This window comes from Neobacillus sp. NPDC093127, from assembly GCF_044754175.1.
GTDB lineage: Bacteria > Bacillota > Bacilli > Bacillales > Cytobacillaceae > Neobacillus.
Window position 1 is genome coordinate 343714 of record NZ_JBIVOP010000002.1, and the last position, 18064, is coordinate 361777.

The window sequence follows — 18064 nt, forward strand, 5'->3', positions numbered from 1 at the left end:
ATGAATTGGAGGTGTATGATTTGTTACAAACAGAAAAGAAAAGTCGAATTTTCCTGTCTCCGCCGCATATGAGCGGAACTGAAATGAAATACATTAATGAGGCGTTCGAATCGAATTGGATAGCCCCCTTAGGACCAAATGTGGATGCCTTTGAAAAGGAAATAGCTAGTTACATAGGAGCCAATGGAGCTGTAGCTGTCAGTTCAGGAACTGCAGCGCTTCATTTGGCTCTTTCTTTATTAGAGGTACAAAAAGGGGATACTGTATTTTGCTCAAGCCTTACTTTTGTAGCGACCGCTAATCCCATCCTCTATCAAGGTGCAGAGCCTGTCTTTATTGATTCGGAACCAGACACATGGAATATGTCACCTTCAGCACTGGAAGAAGCTTTTAAGGAAGCGGTGATAGCCAAAAAATTGCCAAAAGCTGTGATCATCGTGAATCTGTATGGACAGTCTGCCAAGATGGAAGAACTTGCAGCCATTTGTCATAAACACAAGATTCCTATCGTAGAGGATGCTGCAGAATCACTTGGGTCCACGTATAAAGAAAAACCGAGCGGAACTTTTGGTGAATTTGGTGTCTATTCGTTTAATGGTAATAAAATTATTACCACTTCTGGTGGAGGGATGCTCATTTCTGATAATACCGAAGCGCTAAGTAAAGCACGATTTTTAGCAACGCAAGCGAAGGACCCTGCAACACATTATCAGCACAGCCAGCTTGGGTTTAACTATCGAATGAGCAATATCTTAGCTGGAATAGGAAGAAGCCAGCTACAGGTATTGAAAGAAAGAATCAAGGTAAGAAGGGCTATCTTTAGTACCTATCAACAAGAATTAGCTGGTTATCCTGAAATTTCCTTTATGCCAGAGTTGGAAAACACGTTTTCTAATCGGTGGCTGACGGCGTTAACAATAAATGAGGAAAAAACCGACGTGTCGATAACCGAATTACTTGCGTTACTAGAGTCCGAGAATATTGAAGCAAGACCTGTATGGAAGCCGCTGCACATGCAGCCGCTTTTTGAAAAGTATCACTACTATCCGCATTCGACGAACATGAACATCTCCGAAGAACTTTTTCGAACGGGGATCTGCTTACCTTCAGGTTCAAATATGACACACCAGGATCAAATGAGAGTAATCGACTGTATTAAGAAATTTTTGAATGAAAAGTAATAATAAAACATTTTTTTAGCGAAAAAGCGAAATTGCTATGGTGACAAAAATGAATAAAGAGGTCCGGAGGGCATTATGGAGGAATCAATAAGTTTACTAGATATATTTACAATCCTTAAAAAACGCTGGATGCTAATTTTTTCTATAACAGTATTAGCAGGGTTAATAAGTGCTTCAATCTCATATTATGTGATGACACCTGTTTATCAGGCATCTACGCAAATCCTTGTCAATCAAAAAAATCCGGAGCATCAGTTTGACTATTCCTTATTGCAAAGTAACGTAGATTTGATTAATACGTATAGCGTGATAATCAAAAGTCCAGTCATTCTCAGTAAAGTCGTTAACAAACTTGATTTTCCAAAAACGGTGGAGGAACTAAATCAGAGCATTACGATTAACAGCCAAGAAAATTCACAAATATTTTCTTTAGTGGTTAGGGATTCCAATGCTAGAAACGCAGTAGAAATTGTTAACACGATATCGGAAGTTTTTCAGACGGAAATCCAAAATATTATGAGTGTCAATAATGTGAGCATTCTTGCGCAAGCAGAATTAAAAGAGCATCCTGTTCCCGTAAAACCAGATCCACTATTAAATATTGCTGTCGCGACAGTAGTTGGTTTGATTATTGGAATTGTAATGACCTTCCTAATCGAATTTCTAGACAATACGTTAAAGGATGATCACGATGTTGAAACATACCTTGGACTGCCGGTGCTAGGATCTATCAAGAAAATGTCTCCTTCAGAGAAAAAAGCAAGGAAATATTCCAAAAGGAAAAGGATGGGAAGTGAAACGATTGTCTCGCAAATTGAAAAATAAAGAAAAACGATCTGTGAATTTAATTGCACAATACAACCCTAAATCACCGATAACCGAGCAGTACCGGCTTATTAGGAACAATCTGCATTTTTCATCAGTAGATAAAGAAATCAAAACAATAGTAGTAACCTCTCCTGAACCTGCTGATGGGAAAACGACAACAGCTGCCAATCTTGCTATTGTACTGGCTCAGCAAGGAAAACAAGTATTACTCGTCGATGCAGATTTAAGGAAACCCTCTGTTCATTATACCTTTAACGTCAGTAATATAGACGGGCTGACCAGCATTCTCACAAGGGTAATTGATATAGAAACGGCAATCACGAAGACATATGTTCCTAATTTAGACCTTTTAACTAGTGGACCCGTCCCCCCAAATCCTTCAGAACTATTAGGTTCAAAAACTATGGAACAAATAATAAAAGAACTTAAGGAAGCGTATGAATATATCGTGTTTGATACACCGCCATTACTTGTGGTCACTGACGCCCAGATTATGGCAAGTAAAAGTGATGGTGTTGTAATGGTGGTTGCAAGTGGAAAAACCAAAAAGGACCGGGGTATTAAAGCGAAAGAGTTATTAGAAAAAGCCAACTCTCAATTGCTCGGTGTCGTGGTTAATGGTGTGGATTCCAAAAAGGATAGTTATTATGGCCAATACGGTTAAAAGGCTGTTTTATAACTTTTTAAAGGGAGATTCTTTGAATGATTGATATACATTGTCATATACTTCCACGCCTTGATGACGGTCCTGCGCAGCTTATTGATTGTTTAAATATGGCAAATGCTGCAGTAACAGCAGGAATTTCCCATCTATTTGCAACACCGCATCATCTAAACGGGCAATATGAAAATTCAAAGAGTGTTATTTTGGAGAGGACACTTGAGTTAAATAGGCATTTACAACAGGAGAATATCCCCCTTACCATCCATCCGGGTCAGGAAGTAAGAATTCACCGGGAATTATTCCATTCACTTGAAATGGATGAAATCCTGACTCTTGATAATGAAGGTAAATACTTATTATTAGAACTTCCATTTGGGGAAGTTCCGACGTATACCCAGGAAATGGTTTATGAACTGTTAGTGAGAGGGATTACACCAATTATTGTCCACCCGGAAAGAAATAGAGGATTTATTGAAGATAGCAACCTATTATTTGAATTGGTTCAAGAAGGAGCCTTGACCCAGCTTACATCTGGAAGTATTATCGGCCATTTTGGGAAAAAAGTTAAATCCTTATCCGGAAAACTCATTGAACATCATTTAGCGCATTTTATCGCAACCGATGCCCATAATTGCAGTTCAAGAGGTTTCACACTTCATGAAGCGTATGAAGCAATCACAAAAACATTCGGAATCAATTATACGTTCTATTTTCAAGAAAATACGGAACTGCTTATCCTTGGTCAGCATCTTCACATTGAGAAGCCGACTCCAATTCGTAAAAAGATATTGGGAATTTTTTAACTAATTCTGTTCAAGTACTTTTTCATCTATAAATATGCCGATTGCGAGAAGGTAAGCTATGTTAAAAAAACTATTAAAAAATGACTTTTTTAAAAATGTCTTTACTTTATTTACGGGTACAGCAATTGCTCAGGTTTTACCTGTTGCCATTACTCCGATACTGACGAGGATATATGGACCAAAGGAATTTGGTGTCTTTGCGGTCTATACGGCAATCGTATCGATTCTATCTGTTCTTTCAACAGGAAGATATGAATTAGCAATCATTATCCCTGAGAAAGACAGCGAAGCGATTAATGTAGCAGCTTTAGCCGCGGTTATTAATGTATGTATCTCTATTTTTATTTTCCTCATTTTTTTAATTGGCGGGGAAAATATCGCTAATCTATTTGGGGTCAATGAACTGGGTATTTGGCTGTATTTTATCCCTGTTTCTTTAATAATATTAGGATTTTACGCCATCATCTATTATTGGTTTAACAGAAGGAAAATGTATAAAGTGATGTCCGTAAATAAAGTCATTCAACAGTCGGGGATCGGAACTGCGAATATTAGCTTTGGATTTGCCACCAATGGCATAGGACTTATTTTAGGGACAATCATTGGGCAAGCATTTGCCTTGTGGTTAATTATCAAAAGGCTGTTGAACAAAGAGAAAATGATATTGAAGGAAATTTCAAAGAAAGAGATATTGCTGCAAGCAAAGCGATTTGCTAACTTTCCGAAATACTTTACTTTTGCACATACGCTAAACGTCTCATCAAGAAATCTGGCAAATATCCTGTTCTCAAGTTTTTTTAACGCGCTAACGGTCGGATATTTCACCTTAACGCAGCGAGTATTAAGTTTGCCGGTTTCTCTAATTGGAACGGCCATTACCGATGTTTTTAGACAAAATGCAGCAGAAGAAATACAAAACAATGGGAATTGCAAAAAGCTGTATATAAAATCCTTTAAATTGCTATTTTTACTGGCAATCGTTCCCTTCCCGCTGCTGTATATTTTCAGTCCGTGGCTTTTTTCTTTTGTGTTTGGCGCTGAATGGGCTGTTGCCGGCGAATATGCCCGGTTAATGATGCCAATGCTGTTTTTTCAATTTATTACTAGTCCATTAAGTACATTATCTATCATATTAGAAAAGAATAAATATGAGATTATTTGGCAGGCTGCACTGTTTATTTCTACTACCAGCAGTCTTGTTATTGGGTATAAGATGTTCAATTCGATCAAGGCTAGTATCATTCTTTTTACAATCGCCTACAGCCTTATGTATATCATAGATGGATTTATGACATACCGTTTTGCCGTTAATGGAAAACCGAATCCTGAAAAACTTGAGGGGTAGAAGGTGTTGAATTTTTAGTGGATAACAAAGAGAAATATAGGGCGCTTTGCAAGGCTGAACCATCAATCCCGATTTTTTCAAAAGATTGGTGGCTTGATGCTGCGGCGGGAGAAGAGAATTGGGATGTTGTTTTGGTTGAAAAAGGCGGCAAGATCGTGGCGAGTATGCCTTATGTGTTGAAGAAAAGATCGTTTATTCGTTATATTTCTATGCCATTATTAACGCAAACAGCCGGAGTGTGGATGAACTATCCTGAAGGGCAAAAATACGTAAACAAACTAGCTTTTGAAAGGGAGGTATGCAAAGAAGTTATTAAGAAATTACCATCTGTTGCGGCTTTCAATCAAAATTTTCATTATTCGTTTACTAACTGGCTGCCGTTCTATTGGCAGGGATTTAACCAAACTACTCGTTATACGTATGTCTTAGAAAATATTAAAGATCAGCAGCTGCTGTTCTCGAGATTGAAGGAAAATATCAGAAGGGAAATAAGAAAGGCAGAGAAAAAGGTCACAATCTATACCAGTGACTCAGTTGAAGATTTTTTTATTATAAATAAAAAAACCTTTGACCGGCAAAAACGACAGATGCCCTACGATTTAGAATTCGTAAAGAAAATTGATGCTGCTTGTGCAAAAGAGAATTGCCGGAAAATATTTTTTGCTTGCGATGAAAATAACCATGTTCATGGTGCAATCTATCTAATTTGGGATTTGCAAAGTGCTTTTTATCTAATGGGGGGAGGAGATCCGATCCTTAGAACTAGCGGAGCTACTTCGTTGCTAATGTGGGAAGCCATTAAGTTTGCTTCTACCGTCACGGACAAGTTTGACTTTGAAGGAAGTATGGTTCAACCTATTGAGCATTTCTTTAGTTCCTTTGGCGGTGAACAAAAACCTTATTTCAATATCTCAAAAACAAATTCGTGTATTTTAAAAATTCGTAATGGCTTGAAAGAGGTTTTGAAATGATTACTATTTATCTTCCGAGAAATTTTTTGCCTGAGCGGACTTATATCATTGATATTTTAATTGGCGAATATTTAGGAATTGCTTATGAAATTTGTGACTATGAAGGGGTTGATTACAAAATTGTCTTAGAAAATAAATCTATCCTAATCATTCGGGATTCCTTTTTTAGTTGTCAAGCGGGGGAGGATTATTTAAAGCCAGAAAACATTCCCGCTGAAATTGGCTGGGGAATAAACCCTTTTAGTATAGAAGAGGATATTCCAATTATTTATGGAAATGATGAAATAGCCGTAATGTCCCAGGATATAACTTGTGGAATCGATCTTTTCGGTTCTGCTTTTTTTATGCTCACACGTTGGGAAGAGTATGTAAATAAAGAAAGAGATATGCATAATCGGTTTCCAGCAAAAGCGAGTGCGGCATACAAAAATGCCTTTTTAGAGCGTCCTATTGTGAACGAGTACGTTGAAATGCTGTGGAATATGCTTGCCCATCTTGGAATTGAACAGGCGAGAAAAGAACGTGAATTTGAACTCATTCTTACCCATGATGTCGATCACATCTCCTATTGGAAAGGACCCTTACGTCATGTTCAAGTTTTAGGAGCGGATATCCTAAAAAGAAAGAATGTCGCTTTATTTCTGCGGCATATAGTAGATTTGACACGTGTGAAATTAGGGAAACAGAACGACCCGTATGATACCTTCGACTACATTATGAATCTATCTGAGAGTGCCGGGATTAAATCACGCTTTTATTTCATGAGCGGCGGCAGCACCCAATTTGATAATAATTACCAAGTCGATGAGTCAGCCGCTTTAAACATTATAAAGAAGGTTAAAGAAAGAGGTCACATCATTGGTTTTCATCCAAGCTTTAATGCCTACAATAATCCATTACAGTGGAAGAAAGAAAAAGAGCGGTTAGAAGAAGCACTTGGATTTAGTGTAAAAGAAGGCCGACAGCATTATCTTAGGTTTGAAGTGCCGGTAACATGGAATATTTGGGACAGTAATCGAATGGAAATGGATTGTACGTTAGGTTATCCGGAACGGGAAGGTTTCCGTTGTGGAACATGCTATGAGTATACCGTTTTTGATTTTATCGAGAGAAAGAAACTGACTATTAAGGAGTTTCCACTGATTGTAATGGATGGAACACTTTTTGGATTCCAGGATTTATCCCCAAAACAAATGGAAACGGCAACGATGAAGCTATTGGAAATTACCAAAAAGTATAAAGGTAAGTTTGTTTACCTTTGGCATAACTCCAGCTTTAATATAGAGCATTGGAAAAAACACGATTCAGTGTATACACATATTTTAACGGAATTAAAGAATGGCTAATGCAAAATGGAACTAAATGTACGTTTAGCGGATAAAAAATTCAGTTATATTGAGGTTTGGGGACCACATTGATGCTAAATCTAAATCTAAATGTATTGAGACGCCTAATAAATGGCTTATTGAGTTTTGAAATGTGTTTCACCTTATTTTTATTTGCAGGAAGTTATAAGGCGAACCCAAAACTTGCCTGGTTTCCGATTGATTTTACTTTATTCTTTTTTGGATTGAGCATTATAAGCGGATTATATATTTTTATCTGGAAGGAAAAACTAAAAGTAAATGTTATGGATCTCAAGTTTATTCTTCTATTTAGCGTTTTTGCGGGATATGTACTGCTTACACTATTGTGGACTCCAGGTACTCTTTATGCCCACGAAAAGGTTTTTTTTGTATGCACTATTTTATCCTGGACAATCGCAGCAACTACAATAATTATTTCAAGTACGTTGGAGAGATTGAAAAGATTCCTATTTATATGTGTTTTATTTGGAACATGGATGTCAGTGGAAGGACTTTTTGTCAACGTTAATAAGGGTGGATTTAAAGATGTTTTAGGCGGAAATTATATTGAATTTAGCCGGGTTTTGGGGTTGGCGGCCATTGTTTTAACGTATATTTTGCTATTTATAAAGAAGAAAAAAGTGCTAAAACTTTTTTTAGCCTTTCTGTTATTATTCATGCTCTTTAATATTCTGAATGCAGGCGCGAGAGGGCCGCTTTTGGCATTAATTATTTCGTTATTCCCAATCCTTTTTTATGGATTTTTTATCAAGAATAGGACATTTAAACTTCATGTTAGTGTTATTTATGTAGCTGCTGCCAGTTTCATTGGGATGTTGTATATTGTTTTTCTTTATTTTACCAATAATTTGCCCACTGCCCTCTTAAGGATAATGGTTATCTTTCAAGAGCAAGGGATGGGGGCTTCTGCAGCAACTCGTTTAGAGTATTATAACCAAAGTTTACTATATTGGAAGGCAAACTTTTTATTTGGAAACGGAATAGGATCGTGGCCGCTATTACATGATGGCATGGACATTAAGAATTATCCACATAATATCATTTTAGAACTTGGCTCTGAACTGGGGTTAATTGGGATTATCTTATTTTTATTTTTGCACATGTATATTATTAAAGACTTACATGATGCAAACAAAAGCTTTTCCTTTTTCTCCTTAATGCTGACTTCAATCCTAATCTTTTATTTTATTAATTCACTTATCAGTGGTGATATCAATGAAAATAGATATTATTTTGCCTTTCTTGGTGTATCGACTTTTGTTATGAAGAATTTTAAACAAAAGGTCAGTGTTGAAAATCAAAATAATCTGAGGGAGTTCCAATGAAAATTTGCCATTTAACATCTGTACACGACCATAATGATACAAGGATTTTTATCAAGGAATGCCGTTCATTAGTTCAAGCGGGTTTCGAGGTGCATTATGTTGTTCCGGATACAGGTGATTTTGAGGTTGACGGTGTCCAAATGCATGGGGTCATGAGAGGAAATGACAGCCGTTTTAAGAGAATGACCATGACGGCTAATCAAGTTTACAAGAAGGGCCTAGCGATTGATGCAGATGTCTATCATTTTCATGACCCTGAACTTATTCCAATTGGCTTGAAATTAAAAAGGCGTGGGAAGAAAGTAATTTATGATATCCATGAGGACGTGCCAAGAGCGATATTGTCGAAGCATTGGATTTCTGCAGTGATTCGAAAGCCAGTTGCATCTGCTTTTGAAGTCTTTGAAAATGCTTGTTCAAAGAAATTTGATTTTCTATCAACGGCAACCCCTTTTATCACAAAACGATTTAAGAAGGTTAATCATAATACAGTTAATATTAATAACTATCCATTAATAAATGAATTGTTGGACTCGCAAGCTGAAGTGCCTGTCAAAAAGGTCAATTCAGTCTGCTATATCGGCGTAATAGCGGAAATGAGAGGAGTAAATCAGCTGCTTCATGCGGCAAATTTGGTTAACGGTGCAATAGATTTTGCCGGTCCAATTAGTTCGGAAAATAAGGAGAAAATGAATAAACAAGAAAATGTCCATTATCGAGGAATATTAAACAGAAACGAATTGAAAAATCTCCTTTCTAAGTCAGCAGCAGGGATAGTAACGTTTTTACCCGAGCCTAATCATATTAACGCCCAGCCTAATAAAATGTTTGAATACATGTCAGCCGGCATTCCCGTCATCTGCTCAGACTTTCCACTCTGGCGGGAAATTATTGAGAAAAACGAATGTGGTATTTGTGTAAATCCAGAAGACCCCATAGCGATTGCTGCTGCTATTAATTATCTGCTTGAGAACCCGGAAACGGCGGAAAGAATGGGGAATAATGGCCGAAAAGCAGTGGAAACAGAATATAATTGGGAAGCCGAAAGCGGCAAGTTGATTGCGATCTATAAAAGCTTTGCTAATGAATGTAAAGGATAAGGGATGATTGTTTTGAAATATAAAAGAATTCTAGTGCTGGCGCCGCATACGGATGATGCAGAATTAGGCTGCGGCGGGACGATTGCTAAATTATTGGAAGAAGGATCAGAGGTTTTTATTGCCGTCTTTTCCACAGCAGAGGAATCAGTACCAAAAGGAGCGCCTAACGATTTATTAGAGAAAGAATTCTATCATGCAATGGAAATAATGAATATTCCAAAGAAATGTCTATTTGTTTATAACTATCAAGTTAGAAAATTATCCTATTATAGACAGGATATTTTAGAAGATTTGATTAAGCTCAAAAATTTAATTAACCCGGACCTTGTTTTTCTTCCGTCCGGAAAAGACGTTCATCAAGATCATCAAGTCATCTATTCAGAAGGAATTAGGGCATTTAAGAACTTGTCGATCTTGGGGTACGAGCTTCCATGGAATCATATTACCTTTTCTACTCAGGCGTTTATGGAGTTAAATTATCATCATATTGTTAGGAAATGGGAGGCACTGCAATCCTATACCTCTCAGATTGAATTACAAAGGCCATATTTCACTAAGGAGTTTATTGAGGGACTTGCAAGAGTAAGAGGGACACAGATTAATAAAGACTGGGCAGAGGCGTTCGAAGTATTGCGGATAAATTTATAATTTTGAAGGAGAGAATAGCGTGATTGTTTCAATTCATCAGCCGAACCTTTTCCCGTGGTTAGGCTATTTTGATAAAATGGCCAAATCAGATACGTTTATCTTCCTTGATAATGTCCAATTTACTAAAGGTGGATTTCAAAATCGAGTAAAGGTTAAATGCCCAAATGGTCCTCAATGGTTAACGGTGCCCGTGAAAACAAAAGGCAGAGCTTTTCAACTGACAAATGATGTGGAAATGAATCATCAAACTGACTGGAAGAAAAAACATCTTAGTACCATTGAATCTTTGTATAGCGGTGCAATAAACTTTGATAGCTTATTTAATCGAATAAAGGAATTATACAAACTAGAAAATACGTTACTGGTCGATTTTACCACCAAAGGCATTCAGTTGATTCAGCGTATGCTGGAAATAAAATCAGCTACCTTTAAGGCCTCCTTATTAAATAAAGAAGGAAACAGTTCCCGTTTGTTAGTGAATCTCGTAAAAGAAGTTGGCGGAACAGTCTATTTATCAGGACCAAGCGGTAAAAAGTATTTAGATGAAAACATCTTTAAAGCTGAAAATATAAAGATTGAATATCATGAATTTCAAGAAGTCATCTATCCCCAAAAATATAATGATTTCATGCCCGGCTTAACTTCACTTGATTATTTATTTAATAGGCTATGTTAAAGAACATTGTCGATTTTGAGCACAATGTTGATTGGAGTGGAAGGCGCGAGACTCCTGCGGGAGCAGCGGGACAGGTGAGACCCCGCAGGCGCTTTAGCGCCGAGGAGGCTCACCGCCCGCCCCGCGAACCGCTCGCGCCTGGAACGGAAATCAACATTCACTTTTAATACAGCCATTTAATAAGGAGGTCAGCACCGTTGAATATTTGGATATTTAATCATTATGCGATCACTCCAAAATCAAGTGGAGGTACCCGCCATTTTGATTTGGCGAAAGAACTAGTGAATAAAAATTACCATGTCAAAATATTCGCCTCATCATTTGAACATCATGGAACTGCCGATACAAATATTATCAATCCTAAAGAAAAAGTAAGAATAGAATCAATTGATGAGATTGAATTTGTATGGATCAAAACATGTCAATATAAAAAGAATGATTTTAAAAGGGTATGGAATATATTGGGTTATACATTTCGAGCCTTTCTAACAGCGATAAAAACGAAGGAGAAACCAGATGTAATAATCGGCTCATTAATGCATCCGCCTGCAGCATTACTAGGCTATATAATTTCAAAAATTAAAGGAAGTAAGTTCTATTTTGAAGAAAGGGATTTGTGGCCGCAAACATTAATCGATTTAGGGAAAGTTTCAAAACGAAATCCAATCGTCAAATTATTAAGTTGGTTAGAAATCTTTTTGTACAAAAAGTCAGATAGAATCATTATTCTCTTTAAGAATGCTGTAACTTATATCGAAGGCAAGGGTATAAGCAAAGAGAAGGTCCTAGTCCTGCCAAATGGCGTTGATATTAAGCGGTTTGATCATGCAAAGGAACTCCCAAATGATTTGAATGAATTCATAAATAGTAAGTTAAAAGATCACTTTAAAGCCATTTATATTGGGTCCCATGGAATGTCAGATAATCTTGAGCCACTGCTGTTAACGGCTAAGAAGTTAAAAGAAAATAATAGTAAAGTATGTTTATTATTCTTTGGAAAAGGACCGGAAAAAGAGAGATTAATAAAGTTCAAAGAGGAGGAAAAACTGGAGAACGTGATCTTTTTTCCTTCAGTTGCAAAAGAGTATATTCCGAAATTATTAGAAAGCTGTGATGTCGGCCTGCTATCGATGCACAATGCAGAACTTTATAAATGGGGAATGAGCTTTAATAAAATGTATGACTATACGGCAGCAGAGCTTCCAATTGTTGTGAATAGTACGATGAAGGTTGGCGATCTGGATGACTTTGGAAGTGTCGTGTGGGCGAAAAACCCAGTTGAAATGGCTGAATCCTTAGATTCCCTTAGTTTAAATAAATCTCTCTGTGAAAAGTTGGGGGCGAATGGGAAAAGTTATTTAGAAAAAAATTTTAACTGGGAAATGCTATCCCAAAAATTAGTAACTGTGTTAGAACAAGATTTGCGATAAGCGGTCTTTATATTTACTCCCCTTCTTTTTTGAGGTGGGGATTATTTTACGTTTACTTAATAAAATTGAGACTAAGCTTTGGGAGGTCCACATGAATGTAATAATCGTAGGCTGCCACAAAGGTTTAACAAGATGTGTGATTAAAAGTCTATTAACCAGTAATATTAAATTTTCATTTATTGGGACTAAAGAATTAATTCAATCAGTCTCCTTATCGAAGTTATGTAAATCTGTTTATGAAATTGAAGAACAGGATTTAAAGATTGATTGTCAAAATTTAAATGAGATTATCAAAACACTGCTAAGTGAAAATGACGATAATTATGTCATTCCTACTGGTATACGTTCAACTTTATATTTAAGTAAAAATACGACGGAGATTCAAGGATATAAAAATCATTATCCTATTTCCGATTATCATAAGATTGCAATGCTAAATAATAAATGGGAATTTTATTTATTTTTATTAAAAAACAATATTTCAACACCAAAAACAGTTTTATATGACCCTTTAGAAATGGAAAATACAAAGCGAAATCTTACTTTTCCAATAATGACTAAAGCACTAGATAGTGAAAATTCACAAAATATAATAAGGTCTGACAACATGAGTGAATTATATAATGTTACAAAAAAAACCACTATCCCACTGTTAATACAAGACTATATTCCAGGTTACGATATAAACCTGTATATCTTCTGTTTAAACGGCATTATAAAAGCATGGACAGTAAGTAGACGAACAGATAAGGGGATAATATTCGAGAATAACAAAGAGGTATTACAAATTGGCGAAAAAATTGTTAAAGCACTTAATTTTTCCGGATTAATAAATTTTGACTTACGATTTAATGATCTAGATTCGACATTTATGGTACTTGAATGCAATCCAAGGGTTTGGGGAAGTATGCTGCATTCTTTTTATGTTGGAGTTAACTTTATGGAAATGGCAATTAACCATCAAAGCAATGAAATTCCTTTTAATGAGGTCAAGTCTGGGACTGTCTCACTTAAAAGGAATTCTTTGATGAAGAAGGTAAGTAAACTATCTTTTAGCAGGCAGGATTTTCAATCAATCTTTATTCAAACTAAGCTTTTTATTCGTGATCCCTTTTATGAGTTAAGTTTCTTTATTACTAATAAATGAGATAGGTGATTCACTTGAAGTCAAAGTTTACTCAATCAGTTATTAGCGGTATCGGCAGCGCCATTCCTTCTGACACTGTTGATTTAACCTCACTATCTTACCTTTACGGAATCGACGAGGTAAAAAGGATAATCGCAAGTACAGGTATTGAACAGGTTCGGGTTGCAAGGGCGGATCAATGTACTTCGGATTTATGTTTTGCTGCAGCTGAAAGATTACTGGATAAGCTTGAAATCTCCCGGGAAACAATCGATGGAATTGTATTTGTTTCCCAAACACCGGATTATAAAATGCCTGCAACCAGTGTTTTACTGCAGCATAGGCTCGGGCTGCCGACGACTGCTGCTGCCTTTGATATTAATTATGGCTGTTCAGGTTTTGTGTATGGTCTTTACCAAGCGGCAATGATGATGGAAGCAGGTGGTTATGTAAGAGTGCTAGTTTGTTCAGGGGATACTTCGACAAGATTGGTTCACCCGAAAGACAGGTCTGTTCGGATGGTATTTGGTGATGGGGGCAGCGCTGTGCTTGTTGAAAAAGGTGAATCTCTCTCCCATTTTAGTTTAAGAACAGATGGTTCGGGAGCGGAAAACTTAATCATTCCTGCAGGAGGATCTAGAAAGCCGCTCAGTGTCGAGACATCCATTCCTATTGAATTGGAGGATGGGAATATCCGTAATGAAGAAACCTTACGAATGAATGGAATGGAAATCATGTCCTTTGCTCTGAGGGAAATTCCTCCGATGATTGATGAGCTTCTCCATGAAACTGGGTGGAGAAAGGAGGAGGTTGGGACGTTTGCCTTTCACCAGGCCAACAAATTTATGCTTGAGTATTTACGTAAAAAAATGAAGCTTCCGCTTAATTCTGTCCCGATTGCCGTAGCAACTGTCGGCAATACTGGCCCAGCATCAATTCCTTTGATGTTATCCCTCAAACACCGAGTATTAACTGAAGGTAATCAGCTGCAAAAGGTGATTTGCTGCGGGTTTGGTGTGGGATTATCATGGGCATCCTGTTCACTTAATCTTTCTTCAACTCTTATATTAGATCCAATTGAAATTTAAGCCTTTTAAGGAAAGAGGATATTTTATGCGTGAAAAAATCTCCAATATTGTGCTAACTTCGATTGAAGAATTTAATATCACTTACGAACAGAAAATCCCGATTGAATTAGGTGAAGCTGCTCCATTGTTTGGAAAAGAAGGAGTACTGGATTCATTAGGATTAGTTTCGTTAATTGTCATGGTAGAACAGGCGCTTGAAGATGAGCTGGCGATATCCTTTATTTTGGCAGATGAGAAGGCTATGTCTCAAAAAACAAGTCCGTTTTTGAAGGCGGGTCTACTAGTTGATTATATTTCTAGATTAATTGAAGAGGAGATGCCAGTGTGGACAGACCGATAACCTTGATAACTGGCACTCGAAAGGGCATCGGGAAATATTTAGCCCAATATTATAGCCGTCAGGGACATTTTGTGATTGGCTGCAGTAGAAACAAACCGGATTGGAGTTTCGATGGGTATGAGCACTTTCAGGTAGATGTCTCAGATGAAGACGGCGTAAAGTCGCTATTTTCATCTATTAGGAAAAAGCATGGAAGACTAGATCATTTGATTAATAATGCTGGCATAGCCTCGATGAATCACTTTATACTGACGCCGCTCTCGACTGTAAACAAGATACTGAATACCAATGTGATTGGTACTTTTCTCTTTTGTAGAGAAGCCGCGAAGCTGATGCAGAAACGCGGGTTTGGAAGGATTGTTAATTTCACCACGGTAGCAGCTCCTCTGAAGCTTGAGGGGGAATCAGTTTATGCAGCATCAAAGACTGCCGTTATCTCATTTACCGAAGTCATTGCCAAAGAACTAGCTGCTTACGGAATTACAGTGAATTCGATAGGCCCTACCCCAATTGAAACAGACTTAATTCGTGCGGTTCCAAAGGAAAAGTTAGCCGCAATTATCGATAGGCAGTCAATAAAAAGGTATGGAACAGCAGAGGATGTCGCCAATGTAATTGATTTTTTTCTACAGGAGAAAAGTTCGTTTATTACAGGGCAAACTCTTTTTCTAGGAGGGGTTTAAATGTTTATCGATTTTATGCTGGAACAATTTAAGCAGAATTTCAATAAAGAAGCGCTTATTTGGCATAATGAAGCCTATTTATACGGTCGAATGCTAGATCTTTTTGAAAACTGGAAATTGGAATTGGCGAAAGAGAATCTCCCTGCCGGTAGTGTTGTTGCATTTGAAGCAGATTTTTCGCCCTCCTCGGTTGCCTTGTTGTTAGCATTGATTGAATCAGAATGTATAATCGCCTTGTTAAGTAAAGCGGTAAAGGAAAAGAAAGCAGAATTTTGTGAGGTTGCAGAAGCAGAATATCTAATTTCCTTAAATCCTGATGACCAAATCTCCATTATTAAACAGAATAAGAAAGCTACGCATAAAATCTATTCCAAGCTCCGCCATATCGGACACCCTGGCGTTATTCTCTTTTCTTCAGGATCCACGGGTAAGAGTAAGGCGGCCGTACACGATTTCGTGCCATTATTAGAAAAATTTAAAAGACCAAGGCATGCCAAACGGACGATTGCCTTTTTACTTTTCGATCATATCGGCGGCCTGAACACAATGTTTTATACATTGGCAAATGGGGGCTGTCTTGTAACAGTTCAAGAGCGGTCACCGGCGTCTGTCTGCTCAGCAATCGAAAATTATCAAGTACAGACTCTCCCAACATCACCAACATTTATTAATCTTATGATATTAAGCGAAGCCTATAAGGAATGTAATTTGGAAAGTCTTGAGTTAGTCACCTATGGAACGGAAGTAATGCCAGAAACTACACTAAGGAAATTCCATTGTTTATTTCCTCATATTCGTCTATTACAGACTTACGGTTTATCCGAGGTAGGGATACTAAGATCAAAATCAAAATCATCTGATTCGCTTTGGGTGAAGGTTGGCGGGGAGGAATTTCAAACGCGGGTTAGAAATGGAATGCTGGAAATAAAGGCACAATCGGCCATGCTGGGCTATCTCAATGCACCATCACCCTATACAGAAGATGGCTGGTTCATGACCCAGGATGAAGTTGAGGTCGACGGGGATTATATTAAAATTCTTGGCCGGACTTCGGAGGTTATCAATGTCGGCGGGGAAAAGGTATTCCCTGCTGAAGTGGAGAGTATCATTCAATTAATGGAGGGTGTAGCAGAGGTTGCTGTTAGCAGTGAATTTAACCCTATTACCGGGCAAATGGTTAAAGCATTTGTAAAGCTGTCAACACCTGAAACCATAAAGGAATTCCGCATCCGATTACTTCAATTTTGTAAAGATAAATTACCTGGATACAAAATTCCTCAAAAGCTTGTCTTGGTTGATCATTGGATGCACAATGACAGATTTAAAAAAATGAGAAGAAGTTAAGCCGGAAATTAGAAATTTGAGCGGATATTAGTCTATATATCTACGGAGTGGATTCGGAATGATAAAAATTTTAAATAAAATAGGGGCCTCAAAATATACAAAGCTCATTCCAATTGAGTGGAAGTTAAAGCTTAAGTTTTTATTATCCAAAAAAAATAGATATCCTCAAATTTCAAAAAATGAGTTAAAAATAATTGTGACCATAGCAGCAAATTACGGGAACCTAGGTGATATTTCGATTACTTATGCACAAAAGAAGTTTTTAATGGAGCATTTTCCTAATTATAAAATGATAACGTTATATGCTAATGATTTTGGGATGCTTTCTGGTCTAAAGAAATCAATAAATCCAAAAGATATTATTACCACAATTGGCGGCGGAAATATGGGCGACGTATACGAGGGGCTGGAGGTTCGCAGACGCCAGATTATTAAGCTTTTCCCAAATAATAAAATCATCTCCTTCCCGCAAACAATGGATTTTAAAGGAGAAAAATCTTTAAACAAAAGTAGAAAGGTATACGCTAAGCATAAAGATTTGCACCTCTTTGCAAGAGAGCCGGAGTCATATGAAATGATGAAAGAATGCTTTAGTGATAATCATGTCTATTTAGTCCCTGACATTGTCCTTTCCCTTAATTTAATCGAACCCAAATTAATTAGGGATGGAATCATCCTATGTTTAAGGAACGATCAGGAGCAAAAAATATCAAATATGCAAAAAGAAAGTCTTCTATTAGCCATAAAGGACCGTTATCCAAATATTCATTATTATGACACCCATATTGGAAAATTCCCAAAAGGCAGTGAGGAACAAGCATTAGAAAATATTTGGACTGCCTTTAAAAAGTCAAAGGTTGTTGTCACGGATCGGTTACATGGGATGATTTTTTGCGCGATTACGAAAACACCTTGTGTCGTATTACCGAATACAAATCATAAAATCGCCAGTACCTATAAGAAATGGCTGGCCAATCTAAATTATATTGCGTTTGTAAAGATCTTTGATGAACAGAAAATATTGGGTAAGATTAATTCGCTCTTTAATAATAAAACGAATGTTGAGGAAATAAACCTAGATTTAATCGAAAAGTTTGGACCGTTATTGGAGGCTTTAAAAAATTGGCCACTTTGAAAGAGGTGAA

At 37.1% G+C, this 18064-nt stretch carries 18 protein-coding genes; all 18 read left to right on the forward strand.

The annotated features are described in order from the left end of the window. Nucleotides 1-68: 68 nt before the first annotated feature. The 18 genes from ACIQCO_RS04885 (at nucleotide 69) to ACIQCO_RS04970 (ending at nucleotide 18054) form a co-directional block, all read left to right on the forward strand. Entirely contained in the window at nucleotides 69-1181 is a 1113-nt protein-coding gene (locus ACIQCO_RS04885; protein ID WP_400426578.1) for a DegT/DnrJ/EryC1/StrS family aminotransferase, read from the forward strand. 75 nt (nucleotides 1182-1256) lie between these two features. Then, nucleotides 1257-2006, forward strand: coding sequence for a YveK family protein (locus tag ACIQCO_RS04890; RefSeq protein ID WP_400426455.1), 750 nt, complete (start codon nucleotides 1257-1259; stop codon nucleotides 2004-2006). Beyond that, nucleotides 1975-2673, forward strand: coding sequence for a CpsD/CapB family tyrosine-protein kinase (locus tag ACIQCO_RS04895; protein WP_400426456.1), 699 nt, complete (start codon nucleotides 1975-1977; stop codon nucleotides 2671-2673). Before ACIQCO_RS04890 ends, ACIQCO_RS04895 begins: the two co-directional genes overlap by 32 nt. Nucleotides 2674-2711: 38 nt before the next feature. Beyond that, nucleotides 2712-3476 (forward strand): tyrosine-protein phosphatase, encoded by a 765-nt coding sequence (locus ACIQCO_RS04900; RefSeq protein WP_400426457.1) that lies wholly within the window; start codon nucleotides 2712-2714, stop codon nucleotides 3474-3476. Between the two features lie 58 nt (nucleotides 3477-3534). Beyond that, a complete protein-coding gene (locus ACIQCO_RS04905; RefSeq protein ID WP_400426458.1) occupies nucleotides 3535-4821 on the forward strand; it encodes an oligosaccharide flippase family protein in 1287 nt (428 codons plus the stop codon). Nucleotides 4822-4838: 17 nt separating this feature from the next. Beyond that, nucleotides 4839-5792 carry a GNAT family N-acetyltransferase gene (locus tag ACIQCO_RS04910; protein WP_400426459.1) on the forward strand — a complete coding sequence of 318 codons (954 nt, stop codon included), beginning with the start codon at nucleotides 4839-4841 and terminating at the stop codon, nucleotides 5790-5792. Further along, nucleotides 5789-7138, forward strand: a complete 1350-nt coding sequence (locus ACIQCO_RS04915) for a polysaccharide deacetylase family protein (RefSeq protein ID WP_400426460.1) — start codon at nucleotides 5789-5791, stop codon at nucleotides 7136-7138. Before ACIQCO_RS04910 ends, ACIQCO_RS04915 begins: the two co-directional genes overlap by 4 nt. Nucleotides 7139-7635: 497 nt before the next feature. Next, nucleotides 7636-8484 (forward strand): O-antigen ligase family protein, encoded by an 849-nt coding sequence (locus ACIQCO_RS04920; RefSeq protein ID WP_400426461.1) that lies wholly within the window; start codon nucleotides 7636-7638, stop codon nucleotides 8482-8484. Then, nucleotides 8481-9584 carry a glycosyltransferase family 4 protein gene (locus ACIQCO_RS04925; RefSeq protein ID WP_400426462.1) on the forward strand — a complete coding sequence of 368 codons (1104 nt, stop codon included), beginning with the start codon at nucleotides 8481-8483 and terminating at the stop codon, nucleotides 9582-9584. The genes ACIQCO_RS04920 and ACIQCO_RS04925 overlap by 4 nt, the downstream gene beginning before the upstream one ends. Before the next feature lie 12 nt (nucleotides 9585-9596). Then, on the forward strand, nucleotides 9597-10232 hold the full coding sequence (locus ACIQCO_RS04930) for a PIG-L deacetylase family protein (RefSeq protein ID WP_400426463.1): 636 nt from the start codon (nucleotides 9597-9599) through the stop codon (nucleotides 10230-10232). 19 nt (nucleotides 10233-10251) lie between these two features. After that, complete coding sequence (locus ACIQCO_RS04935) at nucleotides 10252-10908, forward strand: WbqC family protein (RefSeq protein WP_400426464.1); 657 nt, start codon at nucleotides 10252-10254, stop codon at nucleotides 10906-10908. 197 nt (nucleotides 10909-11105) lie between these two features. Beyond that, nucleotides 11106-12338, forward strand: a complete 1233-nt coding sequence (locus tag ACIQCO_RS04940) for a glycosyltransferase family 4 protein (RefSeq protein ID WP_400426465.1) — start codon at nucleotides 11106-11108, stop codon at nucleotides 12336-12338. A 91-nt stretch (nucleotides 12339-12429) separates the two neighbouring features. Then, the gene (locus ACIQCO_RS04945; RefSeq protein ID WP_400426466.1) at nucleotides 12430-13485 is read left to right on the forward strand and encodes an ATP-grasp domain-containing protein; all 1056 of its coding nucleotides are present in this window, start codon (nucleotides 12430-12432) and stop codon (nucleotides 13483-13485) included. Nucleotides 13486-13499: 14 nt separating this feature from the next. Then, complete coding sequence (locus ACIQCO_RS04950) at nucleotides 13500-14552, forward strand: 3-oxoacyl-ACP synthase III family protein (RefSeq protein ID WP_400426467.1); 1053 nt, start codon at nucleotides 13500-13502, stop codon at nucleotides 14550-14552. 25 nt (nucleotides 14553-14577) lie between these two features. After that, nucleotides 14578-14892 (forward strand): acyl carrier protein, encoded by a 315-nt coding sequence (locus tag ACIQCO_RS04955; RefSeq protein ID WP_400426468.1) that lies wholly within the window; start codon nucleotides 14578-14580, stop codon nucleotides 14890-14892. Then, entirely contained in the window at nucleotides 14877-15575 is a 699-nt protein-coding gene (locus ACIQCO_RS04960; protein ID WP_400426469.1) for an SDR family NAD(P)-dependent oxidoreductase, read from the forward strand. The genes ACIQCO_RS04955 and ACIQCO_RS04960 overlap by 16 nt, the downstream gene beginning before the upstream one ends. Then, nucleotides 15576-16919 carry an ANL family adenylate-forming protein gene (locus ACIQCO_RS04965; protein WP_400426470.1) on the forward strand — a complete coding sequence of 448 codons (1344 nt, stop codon included), beginning with the start codon at nucleotides 15576-15578 and terminating at the stop codon, nucleotides 16917-16919. Between the two features lie 58 nt (nucleotides 16920-16977). Further along, nucleotides 16978-18054 (forward strand): polysaccharide pyruvyl transferase family protein, encoded by a 1077-nt coding sequence (locus tag ACIQCO_RS04970; protein ID WP_400426471.1) that lies wholly within the window; start codon nucleotides 16978-16980, stop codon nucleotides 18052-18054. The last annotated feature ends 10 nt before the right edge of the window (nucleotides 18055-18064 follow it).

Excerpts from the sequence above, each read along its gene's own strand:
- ACIQCO_RS04885 (WP_400426578.1), top strand. The coding sequence starts at position 69 with ATGAGCGGAACTGAAATGAAATACATTAATGAGGCGTTCGAATCGAAT.
- ACIQCO_RS04890 (WP_400426455.1), top strand. The coding sequence starts at position 1,257 with ATGGAGGAATCAATAAGTTTACTAGATATATTTACAATCCTTAAAAAA.
- ACIQCO_RS04900 (WP_400426457.1), top strand. The coding sequence starts at position 2,712 with ATGATTGATATACATTGTCATATACTTCCACGCCTTGATGACGGTCCT.
- ACIQCO_RS04905 (WP_400426458.1), top strand. The coding sequence starts at position 3,535 with ATGTTAAAAAAACTATTAAAAAATGACTTTTTTAAAAATGTCTTTACT.
- ACIQCO_RS04915 (WP_400426460.1), top strand. The coding sequence starts at position 5,789 with ATGATTACTATTTATCTTCCGAGAAATTTTTTGCCTGAGCGGACTTAT.
- ACIQCO_RS04920 (WP_400426461.1), top strand. The coding sequence starts at position 7,636 with ATGTCAGTGGAAGGACTTTTTGTCAACGTTAATAAGGGTGGATTTAAA.
- ACIQCO_RS04925 (WP_400426462.1), top strand. The coding sequence starts at position 8,481 with ATGAAAATTTGCCATTTAACATCTGTACACGACCATAATGATACAAGG.
- ACIQCO_RS04945 (WP_400426466.1), top strand. The coding sequence starts at position 12,430 with ATGAATGTAATAATCGTAGGCTGCCACAAAGGTTTAACAAGATGTGTG.
- ACIQCO_RS04955 (WP_400426468.1), top strand. The coding sequence starts at position 14,578 with ATGCGTGAAAAAATCTCCAATATTGTGCTAACTTCGATTGAAGAATTT.
- ACIQCO_RS04965 (WP_400426470.1), top strand. The coding sequence starts at position 15,576 with ATGTTTATCGATTTTATGCTGGAACAATTTAAGCAGAATTTCAATAAA.
- ACIQCO_RS04970 (WP_400426471.1), top strand. The coding sequence starts at position 16,978 with ATGATAAAAATTTTAAATAAAATAGGGGCCTCAAAATATACAAAGCTC.